Source organism: Streptomyces sp. NPDC022910, assembly GCF_055561075.1.
Genome location: NZ_JBVHHL010000014.1, coordinates 1 through 23778 on the forward strand (window position 1 = coordinate 1; position 23778 = coordinate 23778).

General features: G+C 69.0%; 24 protein-coding genes and 2 pseudogenes. 13 read left to right on the forward strand and 13 right to left on the reverse strand.

Going from position 1 to position 23778, the window contains the following annotated elements; genetic code table 11:
• Positions 1 to 373 precede the first annotated feature (373 nt).
• A pseudogene (locus ACZ3TS_RS15810) lies at positions 374 to 739 on the reverse strand (DNA-3-methyladenine glycosylase); the annotation flags it as partial.
• Between the two features lie 148 nt (positions 740 to 887).
• Here ACZ3TS_RS15810 and ACZ3TS_RS15815 point away from each other — a divergent pair.
• From ACZ3TS_RS15815 to ACZ3TS_RS15830, 4 genes are all read left to right on the forward strand, one after another.
• The gene (locus ACZ3TS_RS15815; protein ID WP_467618035.1) at positions 888 to 1412 is read left to right on the forward strand and encodes a DUF6879 family protein; all 525 of its coding nucleotides are present in this window, start codon (positions 888 to 890) and stop codon (positions 1410 to 1412) included.
• Positions 1409 to 2242: a helix-turn-helix domain-containing protein gene (locus ACZ3TS_RS15820; RefSeq protein ID WP_467618038.1), complete on the forward strand. Its 834-nt coding sequence runs from the start codon at positions 1409 to 1411 to the stop codon at positions 2240 to 2242. The genes ACZ3TS_RS15815 and ACZ3TS_RS15820 overlap by 4 nt, the downstream gene beginning before the upstream one ends.
• Before the next feature lie 88 nt (positions 2243 to 2330).
• Positions 2331 to 2534, forward strand: a complete 204-nt coding sequence (locus ACZ3TS_RS15825) for a hypothetical protein (protein WP_248782997.1) — start codon at positions 2331 to 2333, stop codon at positions 2532 to 2534.
• Positions 2534 to 2776, forward strand: a complete 243-nt coding sequence (locus ACZ3TS_RS15830; protein ID WP_467618040.1) for a DUF7848 domain-containing protein — start codon at positions 2534 to 2536, stop codon at positions 2774 to 2776. The genes ACZ3TS_RS15825 and ACZ3TS_RS15830 overlap by 1 nt, the downstream gene beginning before the upstream one ends.
• A 140-nt stretch (positions 2777 to 2916) precedes the next feature.
• Here ACZ3TS_RS15830 and ACZ3TS_RS15835 read toward each other — a convergent pair whose 3' ends face one another.
• From ACZ3TS_RS15835 to ACZ3TS_RS15855, 5 genes and pseudogenes are all read right to left on the reverse strand, one after another.
• Positions 2917 to 3504 (reverse strand): recombinase family protein, encoded by a 588-nt coding sequence (locus tag ACZ3TS_RS15835; protein WP_467618043.1) that lies wholly within the window; start codon positions 3502 to 3504, stop codon positions 2917 to 2919.
• Between the two features lie 702 nt (positions 3505 to 4206).
• Positions 4207 to 4539 carry a hypothetical protein gene (locus tag ACZ3TS_RS15840; protein WP_467618044.1) on the reverse strand — a complete coding sequence of 111 codons (333 nt, stop codon included), beginning with the start codon at positions 4537 to 4539 and terminating at the stop codon, positions 4207 to 4209.
• Positions 4540 to 4844: 305 nt separating this feature from the next.
• Entirely contained in the window at positions 4845 to 5333 is a 489-nt protein-coding gene (locus ACZ3TS_RS15845) for a hypothetical protein (RefSeq protein WP_467618046.1), read from the reverse strand.
• 267 nt (positions 5334 to 5600) lie between these two features.
• Positions 5601 to 6212: a DNA-3-methyladenine glycosylase gene (locus ACZ3TS_RS15850; RefSeq protein ID WP_467618048.1), complete on the reverse strand. Its 612-nt coding sequence runs from the start codon at positions 6210 to 6212 to the stop codon at positions 5601 to 5603.
• Positions 6213 to 6235: 23 nt separating this feature from the next.
• Positions 6236 to 6451: pseudogene (locus tag ACZ3TS_RS15855) on the reverse strand (DNA-3-methyladenine glycosylase); the annotation flags it as partial.
• A gap of 205 nt (positions 6452 to 6656) precedes the next feature.
• Between ACZ3TS_RS15855 and ACZ3TS_RS15860 the strand changes: the two are divergent.
• The 3 genes from ACZ3TS_RS15860 (at position 6657) to ACZ3TS_RS15870 (ending at position 8699) form a co-directional block, all read left to right on the forward strand.
• Positions 6657 to 7442 (forward strand): sporulation protein, encoded by a 786-nt coding sequence (locus ACZ3TS_RS15860; RefSeq protein ID WP_467618050.1) that lies wholly within the window; start codon positions 6657 to 6659, stop codon positions 7440 to 7442.
• Between the two features lie 45 nt (positions 7443 to 7487).
• Positions 7488 to 8027, forward strand: coding sequence for a YbhB/YbcL family Raf kinase inhibitor-like protein (locus tag ACZ3TS_RS15865; protein WP_467618052.1), 540 nt, complete (start codon positions 7488 to 7490; stop codon positions 8025 to 8027).
• 165 nt (positions 8028 to 8192) lie between these two features.
• Positions 8193 to 8699, forward strand: a complete 507-nt coding sequence (locus tag ACZ3TS_RS15870) for an HNH endonuclease (RefSeq protein ID WP_467618055.1) — start codon at positions 8193 to 8195, stop codon at positions 8697 to 8699.
• A 113-nt stretch (positions 8700 to 8812) separates the two neighbouring features.
• On the opposite strand, the gene ACZ3TS_RS15875 is transcribed toward ACZ3TS_RS15870, so the two are convergent.
• From ACZ3TS_RS15875 to ACZ3TS_RS15885, 3 genes are all read right to left on the reverse strand, one after another.
• Positions 8813 to 9775 carry an SPFH domain-containing protein gene (locus ACZ3TS_RS15875; protein WP_467618056.1) on the reverse strand — a complete coding sequence of 321 codons (963 nt, stop codon included), beginning with the start codon at positions 9773 to 9775 and terminating at the stop codon, positions 8813 to 8815.
• A gap of 154 nt (positions 9776 to 9929) precedes the next feature.
• The gene (locus tag ACZ3TS_RS15880; RefSeq protein ID WP_467618058.1) at positions 9930 to 10358 is read right to left on the reverse strand and encodes an NfeD family protein; all 429 of its coding nucleotides are present in this window, start codon (positions 10356 to 10358) and stop codon (positions 9930 to 9932) included.
• Between the two features lie 82 nt (positions 10359 to 10440).
• A complete protein-coding gene (locus tag ACZ3TS_RS15885; RefSeq protein ID WP_467618061.1) occupies positions 10441 to 11238 on the reverse strand; it encodes an ABC transporter ATP-binding protein in 798 nt (265 codons plus the stop codon).
• 152 nt (positions 11239 to 11390) lie between these two features.
• Between ACZ3TS_RS15885 and ACZ3TS_RS15890 the strand changes: the two genes are divergently transcribed.
• Positions 11391 to 12173, forward strand: coding sequence for a hypothetical protein (locus ACZ3TS_RS15890; RefSeq protein WP_467618062.1), 783 nt, complete (start codon positions 11391 to 11393; stop codon positions 12171 to 12173).
• Positions 12174 to 12393: 220 nt separating this feature from the next.
• Here ACZ3TS_RS15890 and chpE read toward each other — a convergent pair whose 3' ends face one another.
• From chpE to ACZ3TS_RS15905, 3 genes are all read right to left on the reverse strand, one after another.
• Positions 12394 to 12639, reverse strand: a complete 246-nt coding sequence (gene chpE / locus ACZ3TS_RS15895; RefSeq protein WP_467618064.1) for a chaplin ChpE — start codon at positions 12637 to 12639, stop codon at positions 12394 to 12396.
• A 120-nt stretch (positions 12640 to 12759) separates the two neighbouring features.
• The gene (locus tag ACZ3TS_RS15900) at positions 12760 to 13401 is read right to left on the reverse strand and encodes a response regulator (RefSeq protein ID WP_467618066.1); all 642 of its coding nucleotides are present in this window, start codon (positions 13399 to 13401) and stop codon (positions 12760 to 12762) included.
• Entirely contained in the window at positions 13394 to 14539 is a 1146-nt protein-coding gene (locus tag ACZ3TS_RS15905; RefSeq protein ID WP_467618067.1) for a GAF domain-containing sensor histidine kinase, read from the reverse strand. Before ACZ3TS_RS15905 ends, ACZ3TS_RS15900 begins: the two co-directional genes overlap by 8 nt.
• 188 nt (positions 14540 to 14727) lie before the next feature.
• Here ACZ3TS_RS15905 and ACZ3TS_RS15910 point away from each other — a divergent pair, with 188 nt between their 5' ends.
• The 3 genes from ACZ3TS_RS15910 to ACZ3TS_RS15920 all read left to right on the forward strand — a co-directional run bounded on the left by ACZ3TS_RS15910 (position 14728) and on the right by ACZ3TS_RS15920 (position 17688).
• The gene (locus ACZ3TS_RS15910) at positions 14728 to 15423 is read left to right on the forward strand and encodes an SDR family NAD(P)-dependent oxidoreductase (RefSeq protein WP_467618069.1); all 696 of its coding nucleotides are present in this window, start codon (positions 14728 to 14730) and stop codon (positions 15421 to 15423) included.
• Entirely contained in the window at positions 15420 to 16643 is a 1224-nt protein-coding gene (locus ACZ3TS_RS15915) for an S-adenosylmethionine:tRNA ribosyltransferase-isomerase (RefSeq protein WP_467618071.1), read from the forward strand. Before ACZ3TS_RS15910 ends, ACZ3TS_RS15915 begins: the two co-directional genes overlap by 4 nt.
• A 298-nt stretch (positions 16644 to 16941) precedes the next feature.
• Positions 16942 to 17688 carry a transglycosylase SLT domain-containing protein gene (locus ACZ3TS_RS15920; RefSeq protein ID WP_467618073.1) on the forward strand — a complete coding sequence of 249 codons (747 nt, stop codon included), beginning with the start codon at positions 16942 to 16944 and terminating at the stop codon, positions 17686 to 17688.
• Positions 17689 to 17770: 82 nt separating this feature from the next.
• On the opposite strand, the gene ACZ3TS_RS15925 is transcribed toward ACZ3TS_RS15920, so the two are convergent.
• Positions 17771 to 20248: an ABC transporter ATP-binding protein/permease gene (locus tag ACZ3TS_RS15925; RefSeq protein WP_467618074.1), complete on the reverse strand. Its 2478-nt coding sequence runs from the start codon at positions 20246 to 20248 to the stop codon at positions 17771 to 17773.
• A gap of 239 nt (positions 20249 to 20487) precedes the next feature.
• Here ACZ3TS_RS15925 and ACZ3TS_RS15930 point away from each other — a divergent pair, with 239 nt between their 5' ends.
• The gene (locus tag ACZ3TS_RS15930; protein ID WP_467618076.1) at positions 20488 to 22365 is read left to right on the forward strand and encodes a streptophobe family protein; all 1878 of its coding nucleotides are present in this window, start codon (positions 20488 to 20490) and stop codon (positions 22363 to 22365) included.
• Between the two features lie 180 nt (positions 22366 to 22545).
• Entirely contained in the window at positions 22546 to 23757 is a 1212-nt protein-coding gene (gene serB / locus ACZ3TS_RS15935; protein ID WP_467618079.1) for a phosphoserine phosphatase SerB, read from the forward strand.
• Positions 23758 to 23778 lie beyond the last annotated feature (21 nt).

A 23778-nucleotide genomic window follows, 5' to 3' on the forward strand; every position in this document is an offset into this window, starting at 1 on the left:
CGCTGTTGAGTTCTCAAGGAACGGACGCTTCCTTTGTACTCACCCGAGAGACTCACTCTCGCGGCTTTCCTCCGGGCGCTTCCCTTCGGTGTTTCCGACTCTATCAGATCTTTCCGATCCGACTCCCAGCCGGTGGGCTTTGTCTTGGACCTGGGGCTTTTCGCCTCGCGGCCTTTCGACATTCACTACGTTAGCCGATTCCCGCCGCAGCTCATAATCGAGTTCCGCAGGTTCGAATTCGGCGTGCGGGCACGCCAAATTCGCCCTCTGTGAGGGTTGACCTAAGTAGTGGGGTGACCGCTTCCGGCTGCTGGCTGAAGGCCGTACCCGGTTCAAGCGGCTCGGGCCACATTACGCATCCTCCAGGGAGGCGTCAACTTCGCCGCCGCCGTGGCGTGTGGGCCCGATAGGGGCTCACCGTCGAGTCGTTGGCGATCCAGAAGCGCCAGGGGTGGACAGCTCCGTCGCCGGCGAGGCCGGTGCGCGGACCGTTGCGTACCTGGTCGGGGGGGACCGGGGTGCCCGTCAGGGCACGCAACGGCGTCTCACCCGGGGTGCATGCGTCCGTGCCGTGGAGGGCCCTGTCCACGTCGAGGGCCGTGGCCAGGCGCGCGGGACCTTTGGCCAGTTCCTTGTCATTGCGGGCCGAGAGTCGACGGGTCCGGGCGAGCTCGGCCCCTTCGGTGATCTCGCCGGCCCGGAGCAGTACAGCGCTCGCCTGGCCCTCCGGACCGCACAGGCACGTGTGGAGAGGACGACTGCCCGAACGTCTATCGCACCGCTTCCGGCTCCATCGTGGTTCAGGGCGACGTGTCCGACGCCTTCACTCCCCCCGCAGGGGGAAGGGCTCGTGGAGATCCCCGAGAACGTTCTTCGGGAGGCCGTTCGTGCTCTTGGATGGTGACGAGTGGCGGGCGATGCTCCGGGGCTTCCAGTCGGAAGCGTGGCGGCTGGAGACCCTGCCCCAGTACCTCGTACCGCAAGAGGCGGAAGAACTCGAAGCCTTCCGCGCAGGCAAGCGCATCGACCCGGACACCTACTCGTCGGCGTACGCGGAGGACCTGAAGCGGTTGCGCGGTGAAGGGAGGAGCAAGGGTCGAGTGCACGTTCTAACTCGACCGCTCTCCGAGTACCTGCGCTTCGAGTTCTCCCGGTACTACTCACCGCACGTGCTCGCCGGGGAGGACATCCGCATCCTTGACGTGACCGAGCGGGAGAACCCGTTGCCGGATGTCGAGGACTTCTGGATGTTCGACCGCTCGACGGTCGTCCTGATGCACTACGAGGGCGACGGCACGCAGATCAGCCGGGAGCTGTACCAGGGTGACCCTGCGCCGTTCATCGAGTGGCAGCGCATCGCCGTTGCCGAGTCGGTTCCCTTCCTGGAGTACGCGGAGCGCGTGACGGAGTGACGTTCGAAGCTGAGCAGCTTGGTGAGTCTGGTGCCGAACTCGCCTCTCTGCGTCGGAACCTGCGCAAGCGAGCCGGCCTCTCTGGGGACCGGCTCGCGGCGCGCTGCAACATGTCCCAGTCGAAGGTGTCTCGCATCGAGAACGGCCGGACACGGCCGTCCCTGGTCGACGTCGAGCAGATCCTGCGAGCGCTGGACGCTCCGCCGGAACTGGTCGCCGAGGTCTCCGCCCTCGCCAGGATGGCGAACACCGAGTGGCGGAACCTCCGAGAGCTTCGGCGTAAGGGGCTCGGTACGAGACAGGCCGAGCTGAAGTCGCTCGAAGCGTCCTCAACGCACATGCGCTACTTCCTGCTCTCGATGGTTACCGGACTGCTCGCAACCCCGGAGTACGTACGGGCGAGCCTGGCCCACTCGACGGCCGACACGAGCAAGGCAGTAGCGGGGAAGCTGGGACGGCAAGCCGTCCTCTACGACGCCTCGAAGCGGTTCACGTTCGTTCTGACCGAGCAGGCGGTTCGCTGGCCGGTCGTCTCCCCACTGGCGCTGGCCGAGCAGATGGACCGGCTGGCGTCCCTGTCCTACCTCCCGAACGTTCAGATCGGAGTGATCCCCGTAGGGGCACGGACACCCCGAACCCCTCTGAGTACGTTCACCATCTACGACGCCGCGTTGGTCACCATCGAGACGACGGCGGGAAGTCTCGTACTCCGCGACGGCCGAGATGTTCAGGCGTACCTGAAGGAGTTCGCCGGGTACGAGGAACACGCCCATTTCGGCGAAGACCTTCGGGCACGGCTCGCCGAGTGGTCCGCCGCTTGCCGTGCATGACTTCAGTCGACTACGCGACTGAAGCGCCATCCCGTACGCACCCCGGGGGATCATCCTTCGGCAGGCGAACAGTCGGGAGGTCGCACGGATGAGCACACCCAGGACGACGATGGCAGGGCCGGTGAACCTGACCCTTCCAGAGGGAGACCCGAACCCCGTCGCGGGCTGTCGGCAGTGCCTCGGCGTCGCCGTGACCCGAGCCAACGCCCGATCGGTCGGCGACTACTCGAAGGCGACGGACGCGAACGTCGTGCTCCGCACGCACCTCCGGGAAGACCACGGGGCCGAGTGATGTCGCGCGCGGTCCTGCGGTTCGTGACGCACCGAATCGCGCAGCATCCGGACACGGACGTGACCTATGAGGCGGAGTGCCTGCACTGCAAGTGGAAGGCGGAGCCGTCGACGGACAGTGCGACGGTCGACGTCGAGTGCATGAGCCACACCGGCCTGAGCAACCATCGCGGCTTCCGGCGGATGTGCACGTCGTTCGCCATGGTGGTGCGGGCCGAGCAAGACAGACCCCCCGCGCACTGAGGGGCGGCGAGCAACACAACCAGAGGTGCGCTGGAAGGGGCGTGCAGTCGTTGCGGCCGTCAGACAGTGTTGTACGCCTACGTATGACCACGGCCCCCGGCGTAGAGCCGAGGGCCTGCCTGAACTGCTGTGCGCCTGTCTCAGGCGCTCTCTCCCAGGTGCCGGTACAGCGTGGCTCGGGAGACTCCGAGGGCCTTGGCGATGGCGCTGACGCTCTCGCCCTTCGCCTTCCTGGCACGGGCCACGGTGAGTACATCCTCGTCCACCACAGACGGCCGGCCGCCGGTCCGGCCCTGTGCCTTGGCTGCTTCCAGTCCGGCCCGCGTGCGCTCCTTGATGAGGCTGCGTTCGAACTCAGCCATGGCTCCGACCACCTGAAGCATGAGACGGCCGTCTGCCGTACCCGGGTCGATGTTGGCCAGTGCGCCCGTGAGCACCTTGAACCCGATGCCCCGCTCTCGAAGGGTGTCGACCATGGTCACAAGGTCGATGAGGGACCGAGCGAATCGGTCCAGCTTCCACACGCACAGGGTGTCGCCAGGGCGGGCGTAGTCGAGTGCAGCCCGCAGCTCCGGCCGGTCGGTGTTCTTGCCCGACGCCTTGTCCTCGAAGATCCGGGCGCAGCCTGCGGCCGTCAGTGCGTCGCGCTGGAGCTGCGCTTCCTGGTCGTCGGTGGAGACGCGGGCGTAACCGATGAGCTGCCCCGTGGGCGTGATGATCTCTGCCATGACCCGACCGTCTCAGAACTCGTCTCAAAAGGTCAAGCCGGAGACGGAGGTTTCGAGACGGGTTTTGAACAGGGCCGCACCTCCTTCTGGGGTGCTTACCGTCTCGTCTCACAAACCTTGGTTTTCGAGACGGCTCTACTCGGTCACGCTGCGCCATGCTCGACGGCCAGCGGCGCGGGAGTGAGGCAACGGCAAGGGGTGGGGTATGACCCCCTGAAGGGTCCTTGGTCGACCGCCATGTCTTAGCAGCCAAGATTCCGCCACGGTTTCAGGGTCCGTCTGCCTTGCCCGCAGACTGCCACGGCGGGAGCGTATGACCTGGTCACAGCCTTGCCCTGTCCTTCCTTGCAGCGGCGGAAGGCTGCAAGGAACAGGGCCTTACGGCTGTGACTGCGGGGCGCGGCAGCGCCCCCCTTGGTCTTGCTGGCTTGCTCCTGTCGGCCCCTTCCGGGGCCGCACTGTCGTTGACCGCTTGCGACTGTGGCGGCCGACAGGCCGCCCCTCCGCTACCCCCTGCAAGCGCTGTCGATGGCTTAGCTACCCCCTGCAAGCGCTGTCGATGGCTTACCAAGAAGATTAAGAAGGGCGGCACATCACCGCAGGTCACAGCCCTGCCCTTACAGGTGTCGCATGTCGTTGGCTGCCCGATCGGCACGCCTCGCGTGTCGCGGTCATGCCTGATCGACACGTCCCCCATGTGAGCTACGGCCGGAACCTCTTGGCCTTGCGTATGCCGTGCTCATCGCAGGTTGCGTCCCCGATGCCCTTCTGGAAGTGGGACACCGGGAGTATGAGGCACCGGCGGTTGGACTCCGTCTCGATGAAGCCCCACCCCTTCGCCTTGCGCACGTGGTTGTTCAAGGCGTTGTTGCTGGGCACCTTGCCGTCCTTGTCGGCAAGAATCTTGTTCAGCTCATCCGGCGGGAACTCGGCGTGCCCGATCTGGTTGGCCCATCCCATGGCTGCGTACTCGACGCGGTGGGCGTAGTCGAAGCGCGGGTCGCGCGCCCGCCGCTTGTACTGCTCCTGAGACACAGCGGCGAAGTCGCCTTCAAACTGAAACAGGATACGTCCCACTGTTGGCAGTCCATTCCTGTGAGGCGCACACGGGTGCGCCAGTGACCCCCGCCGGATGGCGGGACATGTGCCTCCCTTTCGTTGCGGGGGTGGACCGTGCACGGATGGCGCGGTCTCTCTTCACAGGTGGACGCCCACGCCTTCGGGCTTGGACTCGGTCTCGTGCGGTCAGGGGCGACGGCGGCGACCTGGCCGAGAGATCTTACACGCAGGAGAGAGGACCCCGTTCAGGGAGCCCTCCCGTGTGGTGCTGCTCGAAGCGCTCAGCCTGAGACATCCTCAAGCGGAAGGTGGTCTCGGAAGTACTGCGACTCCAGCCACTCCTCCTTGACGAAAAGTGGACGTGTAAGGCGCGCATTCCCGACCCGCTGCGAACGCAGAAGAAGTCCGAGATCGGTCAGGGAAAGCGACTCGTCAGGGGTGTAAAGAATCCAGTTCCCATGCTCCGCAGCGTGGTCCAGCAGAAACTGATGGCCCTGCACTGGATCGCTCCCTGCCAACGGGAAGCCGGCCAGGAAGACCTGCGGACCGGTGACTGCATCCAGCGCGACGCATGCGAGCTTGCCCGCGTCGTAGAACGCCTTCACTCCGTCCGGGAAGTCCTCCTGCTCGTACGGACCACCGACCCGTGCCAGAGGCCCAGAGACCAGAAGTGCGTGGGCGACCTCGGCTGGAGACATCCCGAACTGCAGCGGCCCCACGCCTTCTCCGGATCGCAGCTCCCAGCGCTCCCGCTCCGCATCTGCGCTCATCCACCCACCCCTACGTCTGACCAGCCCAGAACTGTGTCTGCTGCTTTGGTTCGCATGCACCAGGCAGGGACAAGATCCCAACTCGGCTGCTCAAATGCCAACTGGGGTGATCAGTCACACCCACCCGTCCGGTCCGAGTCGGCGCACGTCGGCAGTCACTCGACCGGTCAGGAACGCGTCACGCGCCGCGCTCGCGAACGATCACGCAACTTCTGGTCCAACTCCGCGCCGACTCACCGGCGGGCCGCGAGCGAGGCGTACAGCGGCTCAGGCGCCAGCGGGCGGTTTGGCTCGGGGGCTCAGTCGGTACGCCGAGACCGTCGGATCACCGGCGAGGTAGAACCGGTGTTGCCAGTCGTGGGCCTTGCTCACGCCTACCCGAGGACCGACCCGGATGAGCGCGGCGGGTACAGGCTCACCCTCGGACAACACGACCGAGGTACCTGTCAGGAGGTCTGCGCCGTTGTGCTCCGCCGTGATGCCGAGTGCCTGACAGAAGTTCCCGGGACCTCGGGCAAGGCGTGGACTCTCGACCCTCTCCCCGCGCCGCTTGCGTGCCAGGTCTTCCCCCTCGATGACCCTGCCTGCCCGGATGAGGACAGCCGAGGCGATGCCATCCGTCCCGGTGACGACGTTGGCGCACCAGTGGAGGCCGTGGGAACGGTACACATACAGGTGTCCTGCGGGTCCGAACATGACGGCGTTACGGGGTGTCTGGCCTCGGTAGGCATGGGAAGCTGGGTCAGCCGTACCGGAGTACGCCTCGGTTTCCGTGATGGCGATGCTCACGGTCCCCTCGGGGGTCTTGCAGGTGAGGACGCTCCCGAGCAGCCTGGGCGCGACCTCTTCGGCAGGATGGGCGAGGACGTCGACGTTCATGCTGACCGCCTTGACACGCCGTAGAACATCACGTCGTTGCGTGCCGTGTGGCCGCGATACGCGTGGGAGCCGGGGTCGTTCGGGCCGTCGTACGCCTCGACCTCCGTCAGGCGCAGTGCGATCGGACCATCCGGCGTACTGCGGACGATGAGCCGCCCCAGGAGGTCGGGGGCCACTTCCAGTACGGGTCGGTCGAAGAACTCCCTGGGGAGGGGCGTACGGTCGGGGGTCGCGATCATGGCGTACGAGCGTAGTCCAGACGGGTGCGTGCCAAAGGGTGGTCAAGGGTCCCCCCTCTTGGAAGGGTGAGGGCACGGAACCGGTCCCGGCCGGATCGCGTGTTCAGGGATCAAGGATCCATGGACGCCGAGCGCGCGCGAGGAGCACGAGAACGCGCGCTGGAGGCACGACGACGGAACAGGCGTTGCCTGGGAGGGAAGATTCATGGGGTTCAAGCGGCTGCTCGCGAGCCTGGGAGCCGGAGGGGCTTCGGTGGAGACGGTGCTGACCGAGGTCAATGTCGTGCCGGGCGGTGTCGTCCAGGGGGAGGTACGGATCCAGGGCGGGTCCGTGAACCAGGCGATCGAGGGCCTGAACGTCGGTCTGCAGGCCAAGGTAGAGGTCGAGGGGCACGACGACACGGAGTACAAGCAGGACATCGAGTTCACGAAGGTACGGCTCGGCGGTGCCTTCGAGCTCCAGGCGGGGGCGGTGCACGCCGTGCCGTTCGGACTCGAGATCCCCTGGGAGACGCCGATCACCATGATCGACGGGCAGGCGCTGCGGGGAATGCACATCGGGGTGACGACGGAGCTGGAGATCGCGCGTGCCGTGGACTCCGGTGACCTGGACCCGATCAATGTGCACCCGCTGCCGGCGCAGAAAGCGATCCTGGACGCGTTCATCCAGCTGGGCTTCCGCTTCAAGAACGCGGACATGGAGCGCGGCCACATCCGCGGTACTCGGCAGCGGCTGCCGTTCTACCAGGAGATCGAGTTCTACCCGCCGTCGCAGTACCGCGGCCTGAACCAGGTGGAGTTGAGCTTCGTCGCGGATGAGCACGCGATGGACGTCATCCTGGAGATGGACAAGAAGCCGGGACTGTTCAGCGAGGGCAGCGACTCCTACCGCAGGTTCCAGGTCGGTCTGCACGACTTCCACGGCACAGACTGGGGCGCTTACCTCCACCAGTGGCTGTCGGAGGTCGGCAGCAAGCGCAGCTGGTTCTAGGCTCTGAACTGGAATCGGTTGATCCACTGACTTGGAGGTACCGAGGTGACCGAGCCCAAGAGGCGGCCTCTGCCGCATGACTTCCATCCGCCCGTGCCGTCGTTCACGGTGACGAGCGAGGACGTCGAGCCGGGTGCCAGGCTCAAGGACGCTCAGGTCCACGCGGCCGGGAACACCTCTCCGCAGCTGCGCTGGGAGGGCTTCCCGCCGGAGACCAAGAGCTTCGCGGTGACCTGCTACGACCCGGATGCTCCGACGGGGAGCGGGTTCTGGCACTGGGTCCTGTTCGACATCCCGGCCTCCGTGACCGAGCTGCCCGTCGGCGCGGGCAGCGGGAAGTTCGAGGGACTCCCCGAGGGTGCGGTCCACGCGCGCAACGATTACGGGACGAGGGACTTCGGCGGTGCCGCGCCGCCGCCCGGGGACGGGCCGCACCGGTATGTGTTCACGGTCTACGCCGTCGATCAGGAGAAGCTCGGTCCTGACGCGGACGCCTCTCCCGCGGTGGTCGGCTTCAATCTGCGGTTCCACGCGCTGGCACGCGCCCAGCTCATCGGGGAGTACGAGAACCCGGCCCAGGGCTGACCTACGAACTCCGAAGACTGACGTTCACCGAACGTTTGCCCGCCTCTGGTCTTGGAAGTGATCAGAGGCGGGCATTTTTTATTTCGTTGTCCATCTCGGCGCGCCCGTCCAGAGTTGATCCAAGCCCGCCAGGGGGTGGGCAGGTGCACACGGGAGGTGGGCTGGATGCGTGACACGCTGGTGCTGAACGCTAGCTTCGAGCCGCTGTCGACGGTGACACTGAACCGAGCCGTCGTTCTGGTGCTGCAGGACAAGGCCGTCGTCGAGCAGGCCCACCCCGAAATCCGTATGCGGGGAGCCGATGTCGACATACCTGCGCCCCGGGTCATCAGGCTCTGCAGGTTCGTACGGGTGCCCTTCCGAAGACAGGCTCCATGGTCGAGGCGGGGTGTCCTGGTACGGGACCGGCACAGGTGCGCCTACTGCGGGCGGCGGGCGACGACCGTGGACCACGTGGTGCCGCGGTCGCACGGTGGTGGCGACACCTGGCTGAACACGGTGGCCTCGTGTGCCGAGGACAATCACCGCAAGGCGAATCGCACTCCGGAGCAGGCGGGGATGCCGTTGCTGCGTCAGCCGTTCGAGCCGACACCGGCGGACGCGATGCTGCTGGCGCTCGGGCATGACGACTTCGAGGCGCTCCCGGAGTGGCTGGGGCAGTCAGCGGCCTAGGTCGTGGCAGGCCACCGCCCGTTCTGCCGCGTAGGGGCCGCGAGTCCCTACGTGAATGCTGGGGCCCGCCTCCTTCGGGAGGCGGGCCCCAGTGTCGTACGAGCGCTGCCCCGTCAGTCGATGGACGGCTTCTCCCGGCGGTCCGTGCCCGTTCCGCCGTTGCCGTTGGAGGATCCGGAGCCGCCGCTCGAACCCCCGCCCATCGGGCCGAAGTTGCCGATGGCGCCGGAGAGACCCTTCAGGGCGTCGCCGATCTCGCTCGGGACGATCCAGAGCTTGTTGGCGTCGCCCTCGGCGATCTTCGGGAGCATCTGCAGGTACTGGTAGGAGAGCAGCTTCTGGTCGGGGTCGCCGGCGTGGATGGACTCGAAGACCGTACGGATCGCCTGGGCCTCGCCCTCGGCGCGCAGGGCGGCGGCCTTGGCCTCACCCTCGGCGCGCAGGATCTGGGACTGCTTCTCGCCCTCGGCGGTGAGGATCGCGGCCTGGCGCGTACCCTCCGCGGTGAGGATCGCCGCACGCTTGTCACGGTCGGCGCGCATCTGCTTCTCCATCGAGTCCTGGATGGAGGTGGGCGGCTCGATGGCCTTCAGTTCGACGCGGTTGACGCGGATGCCCCACTTGCCGGTGGCCTCGTCGAGGACGCCGCGCAGGGCCGCGTTGATCTCCTCGCGGGAGGTCAGGGTGCGCTCCAGGTCCATGCCGCCGATGATGTTGCGGAGCGTGGTGACCGTGAGCTGCTCGATGGCCTGGATGTAGCTGGCGACCTCGTAGGTGGCGGCCCGGGCGTCGGTCACCTGGTAGTAGATCACGGTGTCGATGTTGACGACCAGGTTGTCCTGGGTGATCACCGGCTGCGGTGGGAACGGCACGACCTGTTCGCGCAGGTCGATGCGGTTGCGGATGGAGTCGATGAACGGGACCACGATGTTCAGGCCCGCGTTCAGCGTCCGTGTGTAGCGGCCGAAGCGCTCGACGATGGCCGCGCTCGCCTGTGGAATGACCTGGATCGTCTTGATCAGGGCGATGAAGACCAACACCACCAGAATGATCAGGACGATGATGATCGGTTCCATCGTGATTCCCCGTACCCCTTCTCCGCTTCGGCGCCCGTGTGCTCCGCCTCGGCGCCCTGTGGAAGATCTTATGGTTGTTGAAGATCTTGTTGGACGAGTCTGACAGACCGTGCCGTGCCCCGTGGGCCGTTCGGTTCAGTTGAGTCCTACGAGGTCACATGACGATCGCCGTGGCCCCGTCGATGTCCACGACGTCCACCTCCTGGCCCACCTCATAGGCGAGTTCGGTGTTGAGCGCGCGTGCCGACCAGACCTCTCCGGCGAGCTTGATCCGGCCGCCGTTGCCGTCGACGCGCTCCAGGACGACGGCCTGCTTGCCCTTCAACCCCTCCACGCCGGTGGCGAGTTGAGGTCGCTGGGCGCGGTGCCGGGCGGCAACCGGCCGGACCACGGCGATGAGTGCGACCGAGACGACGGCGAAAACGGCGACCTGGAAGACGGCGTCGCCGCCGAGACCACCGATCACGGCGGCCGCGACGGCGCCCACCGCGAGCATTCCGAGCTCCGGCATCGCGGTGATCACGAGCGCGATGCCGAGCCCCGCCGCGCCGATCAGCCACCACACCCACGCGTCGATGTTCACATGGTCATGGTAGGGCCGGGGGTCCGCTCGCGGACAGGGCGCAGATCGGGTCGGACCTGGCTTCTTGCGGGGTTTTCGGGAGTCAGGAAAGGGGCAGGCCCTGGGCCGTCCAGCGCTCGCCGACCTGTTCGACGACGAGCGGGAGGCCGAAGCAGAGGGAAAGGTTGCGCGAGGTCAGCTCGAGCTCCAGCGGGCCGGCGGCGAGCACCTTGCCCTGGCGGATCATCAGGACGTGGGTGAAGCCGGGGGCGATCTCCTCGACATGGTGGGTGACCATGATCATGGAAGGGGCGATCGGGTCCCGGGCCAGGCGGCCGAGGCGGCGTACGAGGTCCTCGCGGCCGCCGAGGTCGAGGCCGGCGGCGGGTTCGTCGAGGAGCAGCAGCTCGGGGTCGGTCATCAGGGCGCGGGCGATGAGGGTGCGCTTGCGCTCGCCCTCGGAGAGGGTGCCGAACTTCCGGTCGAGGTACTCGCTCATGCCGAGGCGGTCGAGGAAGGCGCGGGCGCGCTGCTTGTCGACGTCCTCGTAGTCCTCCTGCCAGTGCGCGGTCATGCCGTAGGCGGCGGTCAGCACGGTCTCGAGGACGGTCTGGCGCTTGGGGAGTTTCTCGGACATGGCGATGCCGGCCATGCCGATGCGCGGGCGCAGCTCGAAGACGTCGGTGCCGGGCTTGCCGAGGGTCTCGCCCAGGATGGTGGCGGTGCCATTGCTGGGGAAGAGGTAGCTGGAGGCGACATTCAGGAGGGTCGTCTTTCCGGCGCCGTTCGGGCCGAGGATGACCCAGCGCTCGCCCTCCTTGACCGACCAGGAGACCTGGTCCACCAGAGCGCGGCCCTCGCGGACCACGGATACGTCCTCCAGCTCCAGAACATCGCTCATGAGCGTGTTGTCTCCCCTTGCAGTGTGGCCAGTGTCGGCTCTCGCGTACGCCTGTGGGCGTGGTCCGCCACGCCTGTGGGCGCAGCCCCCCACGAAATCTACGCCACCGGTCGCCCGGACCATTCCATAGGTCAGGTCCTTAGGGTGGGGGCATGCTCTCGGAACCACGCTCAGGACGGCTGGCCGCATGGGGAAATGCCCTTTTGGTCGGACTTGTTTCGCCGGACGACGCCGTGTCCGCCATCGTCGGGGAGGACGCGGTGCACCGGGTCGAGGGGCTGCCGGGCGAGTCGGCGCCCGTCGGTCTCACGCTCGCGATGGGGCGGTTGCGGACGCTCGGGGTGACCGGGCTGCAGGTCGCGCTGCCCGCACCGGGGCATCCGCTGGGACTGAGCGGTCCGCCGGAGTTCAACGCGCGGGCGTTGGAGGCCGAGGAGGCGGTGGTCTGTCACGGGGCCGCGTTCGGGCTGGTGCCTGAGGTGTACGAGGCCGGGCCCGGCGGCGACGTGCACATCGAGGTCGTCTGGCACTGTCTGCCGGTGCGGGAGGCGCCGCCCGCCGATGTGCCGTCGCTCGGGGAGGCCGAGCGGGAGCTGGCGGAGGCGCTGCGCGAGGCGACGGAGGTGCTGTCGCGGCTGGACGTGGCGGGTTCGGGACCGGTGGCGGAGGCAGCGATCGACGCGTACCGTGCGCGGGCCGAGCGGGGGCGGGAGGTCCTGGCACCGGGATATCCGCCACGGGCGGTGCGGGTGCTGGAGCTGGCCCAGCGGGTGGGCTTGCTGATCTCGGTGGCGTACGAGAACGGGCACGGCGGCGCCGTGAGCGCCTCCGAGATGGCGGCCCGGTCCCAGGCGCTGCGACCGGTGGAGCGGACGGCTCGGCGGGCGCAGGTCGCGGCGTACAACTCCGTGGTGGAGCAGCGGGAGATTCGGTGACCGGGGGTTCTTTCCCGCCCGAGGGTGGGGCCACCGTCCCTGAGGGCTGCGCCCCCAGACCCCCGTCGGCCTGAGCGGCCTCGTCCTCCAACGCCGGACGGGCTGATCGATGGCGGCCTGGGCTGAATCGTCCTCGGACGCCCGACAGCCTCTTCAGGCATGACCGGCCTCCTGGGCTGTGCCCAAGAGGCCGGTGGTCAGGTGTGCTCCCTCGAAGGCGTCAGTGGTTGATGCCCAGGTTGCCGAACGCCGGGTTCAGGACGCCGATCACGTTCACGCTGTTGCCGACCGCGTTCACAGGGATGTGGACCGGGGCCTGGATGACGTTGCCCGAGACGACGCCCGGGGAACCCACGGCCTTGCCGTCGGCGTGCGCCCCGTCGTGGGCGGAGGCGAGACCGGCGCTGGCGGCGATCAGTCCACCGGCCACCATCGTGACGGCTGCGGCCTTCTTCAGGTTCTTCACTTTCTGAGCCCTCTCCTTGCGATCACTGCGGCAGGCGCCGCAGCACGCCTTGGAGAACGGCCGAGATCCACTGAGGATGCGCCGCTCAGGGGACATACACACGGCGGTATGAAGATCCGGTCAGCCGTTTACTCCGTGGCGCACCGCCCAGAGCGCGGCCTGCGTGCGGTCCGCCAGGTCGAGCTTCATCAGGATGTTCGAGACATGGGTCTTCACCGTCTTCTCCGACAGCACCAGCGCCCGGGCGATCTCCCGGTTCGACCGGCCGTCCGCGATCAGCCCCAGCACCTCGCGCTCCCGCTCCGTGAGTGAACCGGCCCTCCCCTGGCCCGAGTTCGCCTCCTCCTGGGACAGCAGCGCGCCCGCGACCTCCGGCTGCAGGAGGATGTGTCCCGCGTGCACCGAGCGGATGGCTCCGGCGAGCGCGTCGGGGTCCACGTCCTTGTAGACGTACCCGGCGGCGCCCGCGCGCAGGGCGGGAACCACCGTGCGCTGCTCGGTGAAGCTGGTGACGATCAGTACACGCGCGGGGTTGTCGAGCTGGCGGAGCCTGCGCAGTGCGTCGATGCCGTCCATGCCCGGCATCTTGACGTCCATGAGGACGACGTCGGGCTTCAGCTCCTCGGCACGGGCCACTCCTTCGGCACCGTCGGACGCCTCTCCGACGACCTCGATGTCCTCCTGCACTTCGAGGAAGGTGCGCAGGCCACGACGGACCACCTGGTGGTCGTCGACGAGCAGCACCTTGATTGCGTCAGCCACCAGGGACCTCCATCTCGATCGTGGTGCCCTTCCCGGGCGCCGATTCCACGGTCAGCGTGCCACCCACCCCGCTCGCCCGGTCGCGCATGGAAACCAGGCCCAGGTGGCGGCCCGCGCGGCGTATCGCCGTGGGTTCGAACCCGCCGCCGTCGTCCATGACCCGCAGGACGGCGCCCGGGCCGCACTTCTCCAGGGTCACCCCCACTCTCCCGGCACCGGAGTGCCGCAGGGCGTTGTGCAGGGCCTCCTGGGCGACACGCAGCAGCGCCTCCTCCTGGGCGGCCGGCAGTGCGCGCACGCCACGGCTGGTGAAGGTCACGCGCGCGCTGTGGGCGCGGTCGAGAACCTGGACCTGGGTGCGCAGAGTGGCGACCAGACCGTCCTCGTCCAGAGCGGCGGGGCGCAGCTCGACGACGGCGGCGCGCAGTTCGTCGGCGGCCTCCGCGGCGAGCGCGGCCACCTGCTGCAGCTCGCCCTTGGCGCGGCCCGGGTCGCGGTCGATCAGGGTTGCAGCCGCCTGGGCGGTGAGCCGCAGGGAGAAGAGCTTCTGGCTGACCGCGTCGTGCAGCTCGTGGGCCAGCCGCGAGCGCTCCTCGGCGATGGTCAGCTCCCTGCTGCGCTCGTACAGCCGGGCGTTGGTGAGGGCGATCGCGGCGTGCTGGGCGAGGATCGAGAGCAGTTCCTCGTCGGCCTCGGTGAAGCCGCAACCGCCGTGCGGCTTCGAGCACCTCTTGTTGGCGAGGAACAGCGCGCCGATGACTTCTTCGCCGTCGCGGATGGGCAGGCCCAGGAAGTCGGACATCTCGGGGTGGGCGGCCGGCCAGCCCTCGAAGCGGGGATCCTTGCGGACGTCGGCGAGCCGCTCCGGCTGCGCCTCGTGCAGCATCGCGGCCAGGATGCCGTGCTGGCGCGGGAGCGGGCCGATGGCCTTCCACTGCTCGTCGGTGACCCCGTCCACGACGAACTGGGCGAAGCCCCCGTGGTCGTCCGGGACGCCCAGCGCCGCGTACTCCGCGTCGAGCAGCTCGCGGGCCGAGGCGACGATCGTCTTGAGGACGTCGCGCACCTCGAGGTGCCTGCTCATGGCCAGCAGCGCGGAGCTCACCGCGTACAGGCCCGACCGGGGTCCTTGGCTCATGACCTCACCGTACCGGTGAGGTGTGACGGTGCGTATCCGACCTGTGGCGGCCGTACCTGGGCCGATGGGCCTAGGGCGAAGGGCCCCCGCTCGTTGCGGCCCGCGTCCGAGGCGGCCGGGAAGGTGCCGTTCCTACGTTGAGCTCACCGCCGAACACCGGCGGCCGAGGGACCGAGGGGACGGTAGTCATGCCGGTTGCGATCATCACGGGGGCTTCGAAGGGGCTGGGGAGGGCGCTCGGCGCGGCTCTGGCGGAGCGCGGCTGGGATCTGGTGCTGGACGCCCGGACCGCACCGGTCCTGGAGGAGACGGCCGAGAGCCTGGCCGCGTACGGAACGCGGGTGGAGTCGCTGCCCGGGGACGTGACGGACGCCGGGCACCGGGCCGACCTGGTGGCGGCGGCCAGGAAGCTGGGCGGGCTCGACCTGCTGGTGAACAACGCGAGCGCGCTGGGCGCGGAGCCGCTGGTGCGACTCGAGGAGCTGGCTGCGGACGGGCTGCGGCGGGCGCTCGAGGTCAACGTGGTCGCCGCGCTTGGCCTCGTCCAGGAGGCGCTGCCGCTGCTGCGGGCGTCCAGCGCGGGCACGGTGATCGCCGTCAGCTCGGACGCCGCGGCCGAGGCCTACGAGACGTGGGGCGGATACGGGGCGTCGAAGGCGGCGCTCGACCATCTGGCGGCGGTGCTCGCCGCGGAGGAGCCCGGGCTACGGGTGTGGGCGGTGGACCCCGGGGACATGGCCACCGACCTCTACGCGGCGGCCGTACCGGACGACGGCGATCCGCGGCCGGCGCCGGAGAGCGTGGTGCCCGCGTTCCTCAGGCTGCTGGACGAGCGTCCGGCGAGCGGCCGCTACGGTGCCCCCTCGCTGCTGGAGGGGCGATGAGGACGGCGGTGGGGGTTCCCCGGCTCGAGCGCGCTCGAGAGTGGGGGAGGGTTCCGGAGGAGCTGTCGGCGCGGGTCCCGGCCGAGCAGCGCGGGCCGGGCCTGGAGCGGGACTCCGTGCGGCTGCTGGTCTCGCGGGGCACCGAGGTGTCGCACCACGCGTTCGTGGAGCTGCCGCGGCTGCTGCGCGCCGGGGACCTGCTCGTCGTCAACACGTCGCCGACGCTGGCGGCCGCTGTGGACGGCTGGATCGGGCACGCGCGCGTGGTGGTGCACTTCTCGACCCGCGGGGACGACGGGCGGTGGGCGGTCGAACTGCGGGATCCGGACGGACGGGGGACCACGCGCGCGCGTGAATCAAGCCGGGCGCGAAACGCTCATCAGAAGGGTGGTGGCGGGCGACGGACGCCAGGGCCCGCGGGGGCAGAGGTGCGGCTCCCCGGCGACGTACGGCTCGTGCTCGAGGAGCCGCTGTCGCAGCGAAGCGGCCGGCTGTGGTGGGCCGGCTCGTCGGATGCGGACCTGCTGGGGCTGCTGGGCCGGCACGGGCGTCCCATTCGCTACTCCTACACGGAGAGGGATCAGCCGCTGTCCGTGTACCAGACGGTGTTCGCGCTGCCGTCCGCCGACGGCAGCGGCAGCGCGGAGATGCCGAGTGCGGCGCGGCCCTTCACCGCGCGGATGGTGGCGGAGCTGGTGAGCCGGGGCGTGCAGTTCGCGCCGATCACGCTGCACACAGGGGTGGCGTCGGCGGAGGCGCACGAACCGCCGTACCCGGAGCGCTTCGCGGTGCCGGAGACGTCGGCGCGGCTGATCAACGCCGTGCGGGCAGATCGAGAAAGGCGCGAAGCGCGGCCTTGGAACGGTGGTGGGGGGACACGGCCGGGCGGCAGGGTGATCGCGGTCGGTACGACGGCCGTGCGGGCCGTGGAGTCGGCCGTCGGCGCCGACGGTGCCGTACGGGCGCGGGAGGGCTGGACCGACCTGGTGGTGACGCCCGAGCGCGGCGTGCGGGTGGTGGACGGGCTGCTGACCGGGCTGCACGAGCCGGAGGCGTCCCATCTTCTGATGCTGGAGGCGATCGCGGGGCGGGCGGCGATAGACAGCGGCTACGCCGAGGCACTGGCCGGGCGCTACCTGTGGCACGAGTTCGGCGACACCCACCTCATCCTGCCGGTGGAGGGGCACCACACAGAGCATTGCTCCAGCAACTCTTGGTGAAATCGGCACCCGCTCGGTGTGACGCCGCACATAGGACGTACGTCACGTACTAGGAAGCATAGGACAGGAATAAAGACCGCATGAACGGGGCAGACCAGGCGGTTTGTCCCGTTCTGCCCTTCCTGTGTCCACTATCGCGGATCGTACATCACGCCTTTGCCTGGGGTTTTTGCGGCCGCTAAGAATTGCTTCCGTCGCTCGGCGCCGCGGTCACTTACCCGCGGCGCTTGTGCTGGAAACACCTGTCTTTCGCCGGCACCAGAGCGACCTCCGCGCTAGTCGAAGAGGTCCCTCACTCATGCCCCAGAACTTCAACCTTCGCAGTCGTGCTCGTGCTCTGACCAAGACCCAGAAGCTCTCCGCCGCCTGCTGTGCCGGTCTCGGTGTCGCCACCCTCGCCCTGACCGCCACGCCGAGCGAGGCGCAGAGCACGACCCACGAGGCCCCCGCTGTCGCGTCGGCCACGGTGACCCTCGGCAACCAGCCGGTCAAGAACATCAAGGTCAGCGTCACCGACCAGAAGGCCGCCTCCATGTTGAAGGCCGAGGCCATCGCCGCCAAGAAGCAGGCCGCCGACCAGGCCGCCAAGAAGCTGGCCGCCCAGAAGGCCCAGCAGCAGGCAACGCAGAAGGCCCAGCAGCAGGCGGCTCAGCACAACGCGCAGCAGGCCGCGAGCCGCTCCGCGCAGCGCGCCCCGGTCCAGCAGGCCGCTCCCACGTCCTACGCCAACAACCTCGACGGCTGGATCCGCCAGTCGCTCGACATCATGGCGCAGAAGGGCATCCCGGGCTCGTACAACGGCCTGTACCGCAACATCATGCGAGAGTCCTCGGGCAACCCGATGGCCATCAACAACTGGGACATCAACGCCGCCAACGGCATCCCGTCCAAGGGTCTGCTCCAGGTGATCGACCCGACCTTCAGGGCGTACCACGTGGCCGGCACGTCGTGGAACATCTACGACCCGGTCGCGAACATCACCGCCGCCGCCAACTACGCGGCGCACCGATACGGTTCGATGGACAACGTCAACAGCGCGTACTGAGGCAGGCGCGGGCCTCTCAACGCTCATGCCGAAGGGCGGCACCCCATGCGGGGTGCCGCCCCTCGGCGTCGTACGGGAGCGGTTACTTCCGCATGACTTCGGGCTCGTGGCGGCGCAGGAAGCGGGCCACGAGGAAGCCGCAGATCACACCGATGGCGATCAGGGCGGCCATGTCCAGGGTCCAGGTCCCCGCCGTGTGGTTCCACAGCGGATCCGTGCTGGTCGGATCGTCGGTGTTCGGGGCGATGTCGTTGAAGTCCAGCGTCGCACCGGCGGCGCCCACCGCCCAGCGGGACGGCATCAGGTACGAGAACTCGTTGACGCCGACCGCGCCGTTCAGGGTGAAGAGGCAGCCGGTGAAGACGACCTGGATGATCGCGAACATCACCAGCAGCGGCATGGTCTTCTCGGCGGTCTTCACCAGCGCGGAGATGACCAGGCCGAACATCATCGACGTGAAGCCCAGCGCCATGACCGGAAGGCACAGCTCGAACAGCGTGGACTTGCCCAGGACGACGCCCTCCTGGGGGATCTCACGGCTGGAGAAGCCGATCATGCCGACCATGAGGCCCTGCAGCACGGTGATGGCGCCGAGGACGAACACCTTCGACATCAGATACGCGGAGCGGGACAAGCCGGTGGCGCGTTCCCGCTCGTAGATGACCCGTTCCTTGATCAGCTCGCGCACGGAGTTGGCGGCGCCCGCGAAGCATGCGCCGACCGCGAGGATCAGCAGGACCGTGGTGGCCGTGCCGTTCGGGACGGGCACGCCGGTCTTCGGGTTGACCGGATTGACCAGCAGGCCCTTGTCACTGTCGATGAGCAGGCTGACCGCGCCGAGCACCGCGGGCAGGATCACGGTCAGCGCCAAGAAGCCCTTGTCGGAGGCGATGACCGCCATGTACCGCCGGATCAGGGTGCCGACCTGGGAGAACCAGCCCTGTGGCTTGGGCGGCTTGATCGCCTGCGGCGGCGGCATGTGGACCGACTGCGGGGCGACGGCGTCGATGTCCGCGGCGTACATCTGGTAGTGCTGCGAGCCCTTCCAGCGGCCCGCCCAGTCGTAGTCACGGTAGTTCTCGAAGGCGGAGAAGACATCGGCCCAGGTTTCGTAGCCGAAGAAGTTCAGCGCCTCCTCCGGCGGGCCGAAGTAGGCGACGGAACCGCCGGGCGCCATCACCAGCAGCTTGTCGCACAGGGCGAGCTCGGCCACCGAGTGGGTGACGACGAGCACCGTACGGCCGTCGTCGGCGAGGCCGCGCAGCAGCTGCATGACGTCGCGGTCCATGCCCGGGTCGAGACCGGACGTGGGCTCGTCCAGGAAGATCAGCGACGGTTTGGTGAGCAGCTCCAGAGCCACCGAGACGCGCTTGCGCTGACCGCCGGAGAGGGAGGTGACCTTCTTCTCCTTGTGGACGTCCAGCTTCAGCTCGCGCAGCACCTCATCGATGCGCGCCTCGCGTTCGGCGGCCGTGGTGTCAGCCGGGAAGCGCAGTTTGGCCGCGTACTTGAGGGCCTTCTTGACGGTCAGCTCTTTGTGCAGGATGTCGTCCTGCGGGACCAGACCGATGCGCTGACGGAGCTCGGCGAACTGCTTGTACAGGTTCCGGTTGTCGTAGAGGACGTCACCCTGGTTCGCGGGGCGGTAGCCGGTGAGCGCCTTCAGCAGCGTCGACTTGCCGGAGCCGGACGGGCCGATGACCGCGATCAGCGACTTCTCCGGAACGCCGAAGGAGACGTCCTTGAGGATCTGCTTGCCGCCGTCGACCGTGACGGTGAGGTGGCGGGCGGAGAAGGAGACCTCACCGGTGTCGACGAACTCCTCGAGACGATCGCCGACCAGACGGAACGTCGAATGACCGACGCCGACGATGTCGTTGGGCCCGAGCAGCGCCGAGCCACCCTTGCCGATCGGCATACCGTTGACGAACGTGCCGTTGTGCGAGCCCAGGTCTCGGATCTCGAAACGGCCGTCGGGCGTGGCGTGGAACTCGGCGTGGTGCCGGGAGACCTGGAGGTCGGAGACGACCAGGTCGTTCTCCAGCGCACGGCCGATGCGCATCACACGGCCGAGCGCGAGCTGGTGGAACGTGGTCGGACTGCGGTCACCGTAGACCGGTGGCACCCCCGCGCCACCACCGGGGCCCTGCTGCTGCGGAATCTGCGGAGCGGCCCGCTGTGGGGCCTGCTGCGCCCAGCCGGTGTTCGCGCCCTGGGCCGCGTACGGCTGCTGCTGGGGCTGGACCTGCGGGGCGGCGACGGCGGCCGCGGCACCGGACACGTTCAGTCGCGGTCCGTCGGTCGCGTTGCCCAGGTACACGGCCGAGCCCGGGCCGATCTCCACCTGGTGGACCCGCTGCCCCTGCACGAACGTGCCGTTGGTGCTCCCGTGGTCCTCGATGACCCAACTGCGGCCGTTCCAGCTGATCGTGGCGTGACGCCAGGAAACCCTGGCGTCGTCGAGCGCGATGTCCCCCTGCGGATCACGCCCGAGGATGTATGGCCTGGACGCATCAAGTGTCCAGGTACGTCCGTTCAATTCGAGTACGAGTTCAGGCACTCCATGCCCCACTGAGTTGTCCCCCGAGTTACCCCCAACACAGGGAGTCTAGGGATGTCGAACATCGTGGGGAACTATTTCAGGCTCAGCGTTCAGACCGAAAGTCGGGCCTTCTGACGCGTGCGCACGCGCTCCTGGACGCGTGCCGTTGACGGGGGTGAAACCGCCCCGGAGAGTGGTAATCCCCCGCGAGGGGGGACATCCATGGTGGATCACCGCGGCGCGGATCGGGGGCTGGCATGGGCATCGAGACCGCGGAAGGCGGCGGGAGGCTGCCGTGGACGGACGTGCTGCTGTCCGCGATCGCCTCCGTGAGCTGGGCGTTGATCGGGATGGCGGGGACGGCCGCGCTCGGTCTGCATCTGCTCCAGGCGGATGCCGCGGGCTCGCTCGGTCCGATGACCGCGGCCGTGGTGGCACTTGGGGCGAACGGGTCGGTCACGCCGTCCGGGGACGTGTCGGCGTTCGGCCTGCAAGGGGCGGAGGCGACGACCGCCATGGAGATCACACCATTGGGTGTGAGCCTGGTGGGGGCGCTCCTGCTCTGCTGGTTCTTCCTGCGGTCCTTGCGTGCGGCGCAAGTTGTGGTCGCGCCCGCCGAAATCCTCGCGCGCGCGGGCGCGGTGGTCGTGCTGTTCGTGGCGATGCTGGGTGGTCTCGCCTGGGCCGGCCATGACGTCATCACCATCGACGGAGGCTCACTCGGGCTCGGCAGGCTCCCCGGCGGAGGCGGCAGCGGCGGCGTCGACATCCCCGGACTCGGGAACATCCAGGGGCTGCTGCCGAACCGGATCGGCGACCTCATCGATGCTGAGGCCGCAGTCGGCTTCACCGTCGACACGGTGCCCACGCTCCTCGGGGGCGCCGCATGGGCCGCCGGTGTCCTGCTGATTTCCCTGCTCGCGTCCCGGCGCACGCCTCTGCCCCGCGGTTGGGAAGCGGTGCACCGGGTGGTGCGTCCTACGGTGTCCGCGCTGGTGACCGTGCTGCTCGTGGCGGTGCTCGCCGGCTTCGCCGCGGCGGCCTACGCGGCGATCGGCGACGCCCATCCGGCACGGATGGCGGGGGCGGCACTGCTCGGCGCGCCCAACGGGGTGTGGCTGGGCATCCCGATCGGCCTGTTCGTACCGTGGGACGGCAAGGCCACGGGCGAGCTGGCGAATCTGCTGCCCGACCCGCTGGACCGGCTGCTGAGCGTGCGGACGGACCAGCCGGTCGCACTGGGGCGCCTGGCCGAACTGGACGGCAAGGTGTGGCTGCTGGCGATCGCCGCGGCCCTCATGATGCTCTTCGCGGGCGTACTGACCGCCGCACGTACGCCTCTCGTACGAGCCCGGGATGCATCGGCCGTACAGGGCCCGGCTCCTGCCGCGGTACGAGATGCGGGTCCCCTCGGCTTCGCAGGACGCTGCGCCCTGCGGCTCGGGGTCGTGACGGCACTGGCACTCCCGTTGCTGGCCTGGCTGACGGACGTGTCCGTGGACGCGTCGCTGTCCGTGTTCGGATTCGACGCGTTCGGGGCCGGCGTCGAGTTGCACGGGCATCTCGGCATGGCACTGCTGCTGGGTGCGGCATGGGGAGCGGCCGCGGGAGCGGCCGGGGCGCTGCTCGCGTACGCGACCGGGGCGGCGGGAAGCCGCGCGGCGCCCCTGGCACGCGAGGGCGCGGGACTGCCTGCGCCTCCGTCCCCCTCCTACGCGACGGTGCCGCAGCGGTCGGGCCCCTATGTGCCCGGCAAGCCGTACCGCCCGCCCAACCCCGACACGAATCCGTATCTGCGGCTGCCGGAGGGACCGGGCGAACCGGAGGACGCCCGGCCCGGAGAGAGCGCGCCGGCCGGCCGGACCAGGACGCCCTCCGGCACAGGCGCGCCGCCGCGCGGGCCCAGGCCCCCTCGGGCACCCTCCGACGAAAGCGCTCCGCCGCCCGGTGCCGCCCCGCCGCCCACCCCCGGAGATGTGTACGGCGCCCCCACGGTGGTGGGGCCGATCGAACCGCCGCACCGGTCGCCGGGGCGGCGCGGGAGGACACCGTCGTCCTCGGACCAGGGTCCGACCCCGCCTCCTCCCCCACCACCACCGCCTCCGCCGCCCGGGCGCCCCCGAGGCAGCGGCTGACGGCCGGGGCCACCGACCGCGCCACGCCCGTGCCCTGCCTGCTCGTCGCCCATCAGGCCGCATCCTGCGCCTTCGTCGCTGCTCAAGGCGTCCGTCATCTGACCGCCACCCACTGTTCCCCGTCCGCTGGGCGGACCGGGAGCGCGGAAGGCACTGGGTGCCGGATACGGTGGAAGCACCATGAGCGCTTCGCAGACCTCCGACGCCCCCACCCTCCTTGTCAAGATCTTCGGCAAGGACCGGCCCGGCCTGACCGCCGGCCTCTTCGACACCCTCGCGGCCTACAGCGTCGACGTCGTCGACATCGAGCAGGTCGTCACCCGGGGCCGGATGGTGCTGTGCGCCCTCGTGACCGTGCCCCCGTCCGGGCTCGAGGGGGATCTGCGGGCCACCGTCCACAGCTGGGCGGAGTCCGTGAAGATGCAGGCGGAGATCATCTCCGGCATCGGCGACAACCGTCCGCGGGGCCTCGGGCGCTCACTCGTCACCGTCCTCGGCCACCCGCTCACCGCCGAGTCGACGGCGGCCATCGCCGCCCGCATCGCCGGTACCGGCGGCAACATCGACCGTATCTTCCGGCTCGCCAAGTACCCCGTGACGGCCGTCGAGTTCGCCGTGTCCGGTGTGGAGACCGAGCCGCTGCGCACCGCCCTTGTGACCGACGCCGCGGCACTCGGTGTCGACGTCGCCGTCGTCGCTGCCGGTCTGCACCGCCGGGCCCAGCGTCTGGTCGTCATGGACGTGGACTCGACACTCATCCAGGACGAGGTCATCGAACTGTTCGCGGCGCACGCCGGCTGCGAGGCGGAGGTCGCCGAGGTGACGGCGGCCGCCATGCGCGGCGAACTGGATTTCGAACAGTCGCTGCACGCGCGCGTAGCCCTCCTCAAGGGGCTCGACGCGTCGGTGGTCGACAAGGTGCGCGCCGAGGTCCGGCTCACTCCGGGCGCGCGGACCCTGATCCGTACGCTGAAACGGCTCGGCTTCCAAGTGGGGGTCGTCTCCGGCGGTTTCACCCAGGTCACGGACGATCTGAAGGAACGGCTCGGGCTCGACTTCGCGCAGGCCAACACGCTGGAGATCGTCGACGGGAGGCTGACCGGCAAGGTCGTCGGGGAGATCGTCGACCGGGCGGGCAAGGCACGGCTGCTGCGCCGGTTCGCCGCCGAGGCGGGTGTGCCGCTGGCGCAGACCGTGGCGATCGGTGACGGGGCCAACGATCTCGACATGCTGAACGCGGCCGGTCTCGGCGTCGCCTTCAACGCCAAGCCGGTCGTGCGCGAGGCCGCGCACACCGCGGTGAACTTCCCCTTCCTGGACACCGTCCTGTATCTGCTGGGCGTCACCCGGGAAGAGGTCGAGGCGGCCGACACGCAGGACGACACGCACTGAGTCCGCACAGGAGCGGTACAG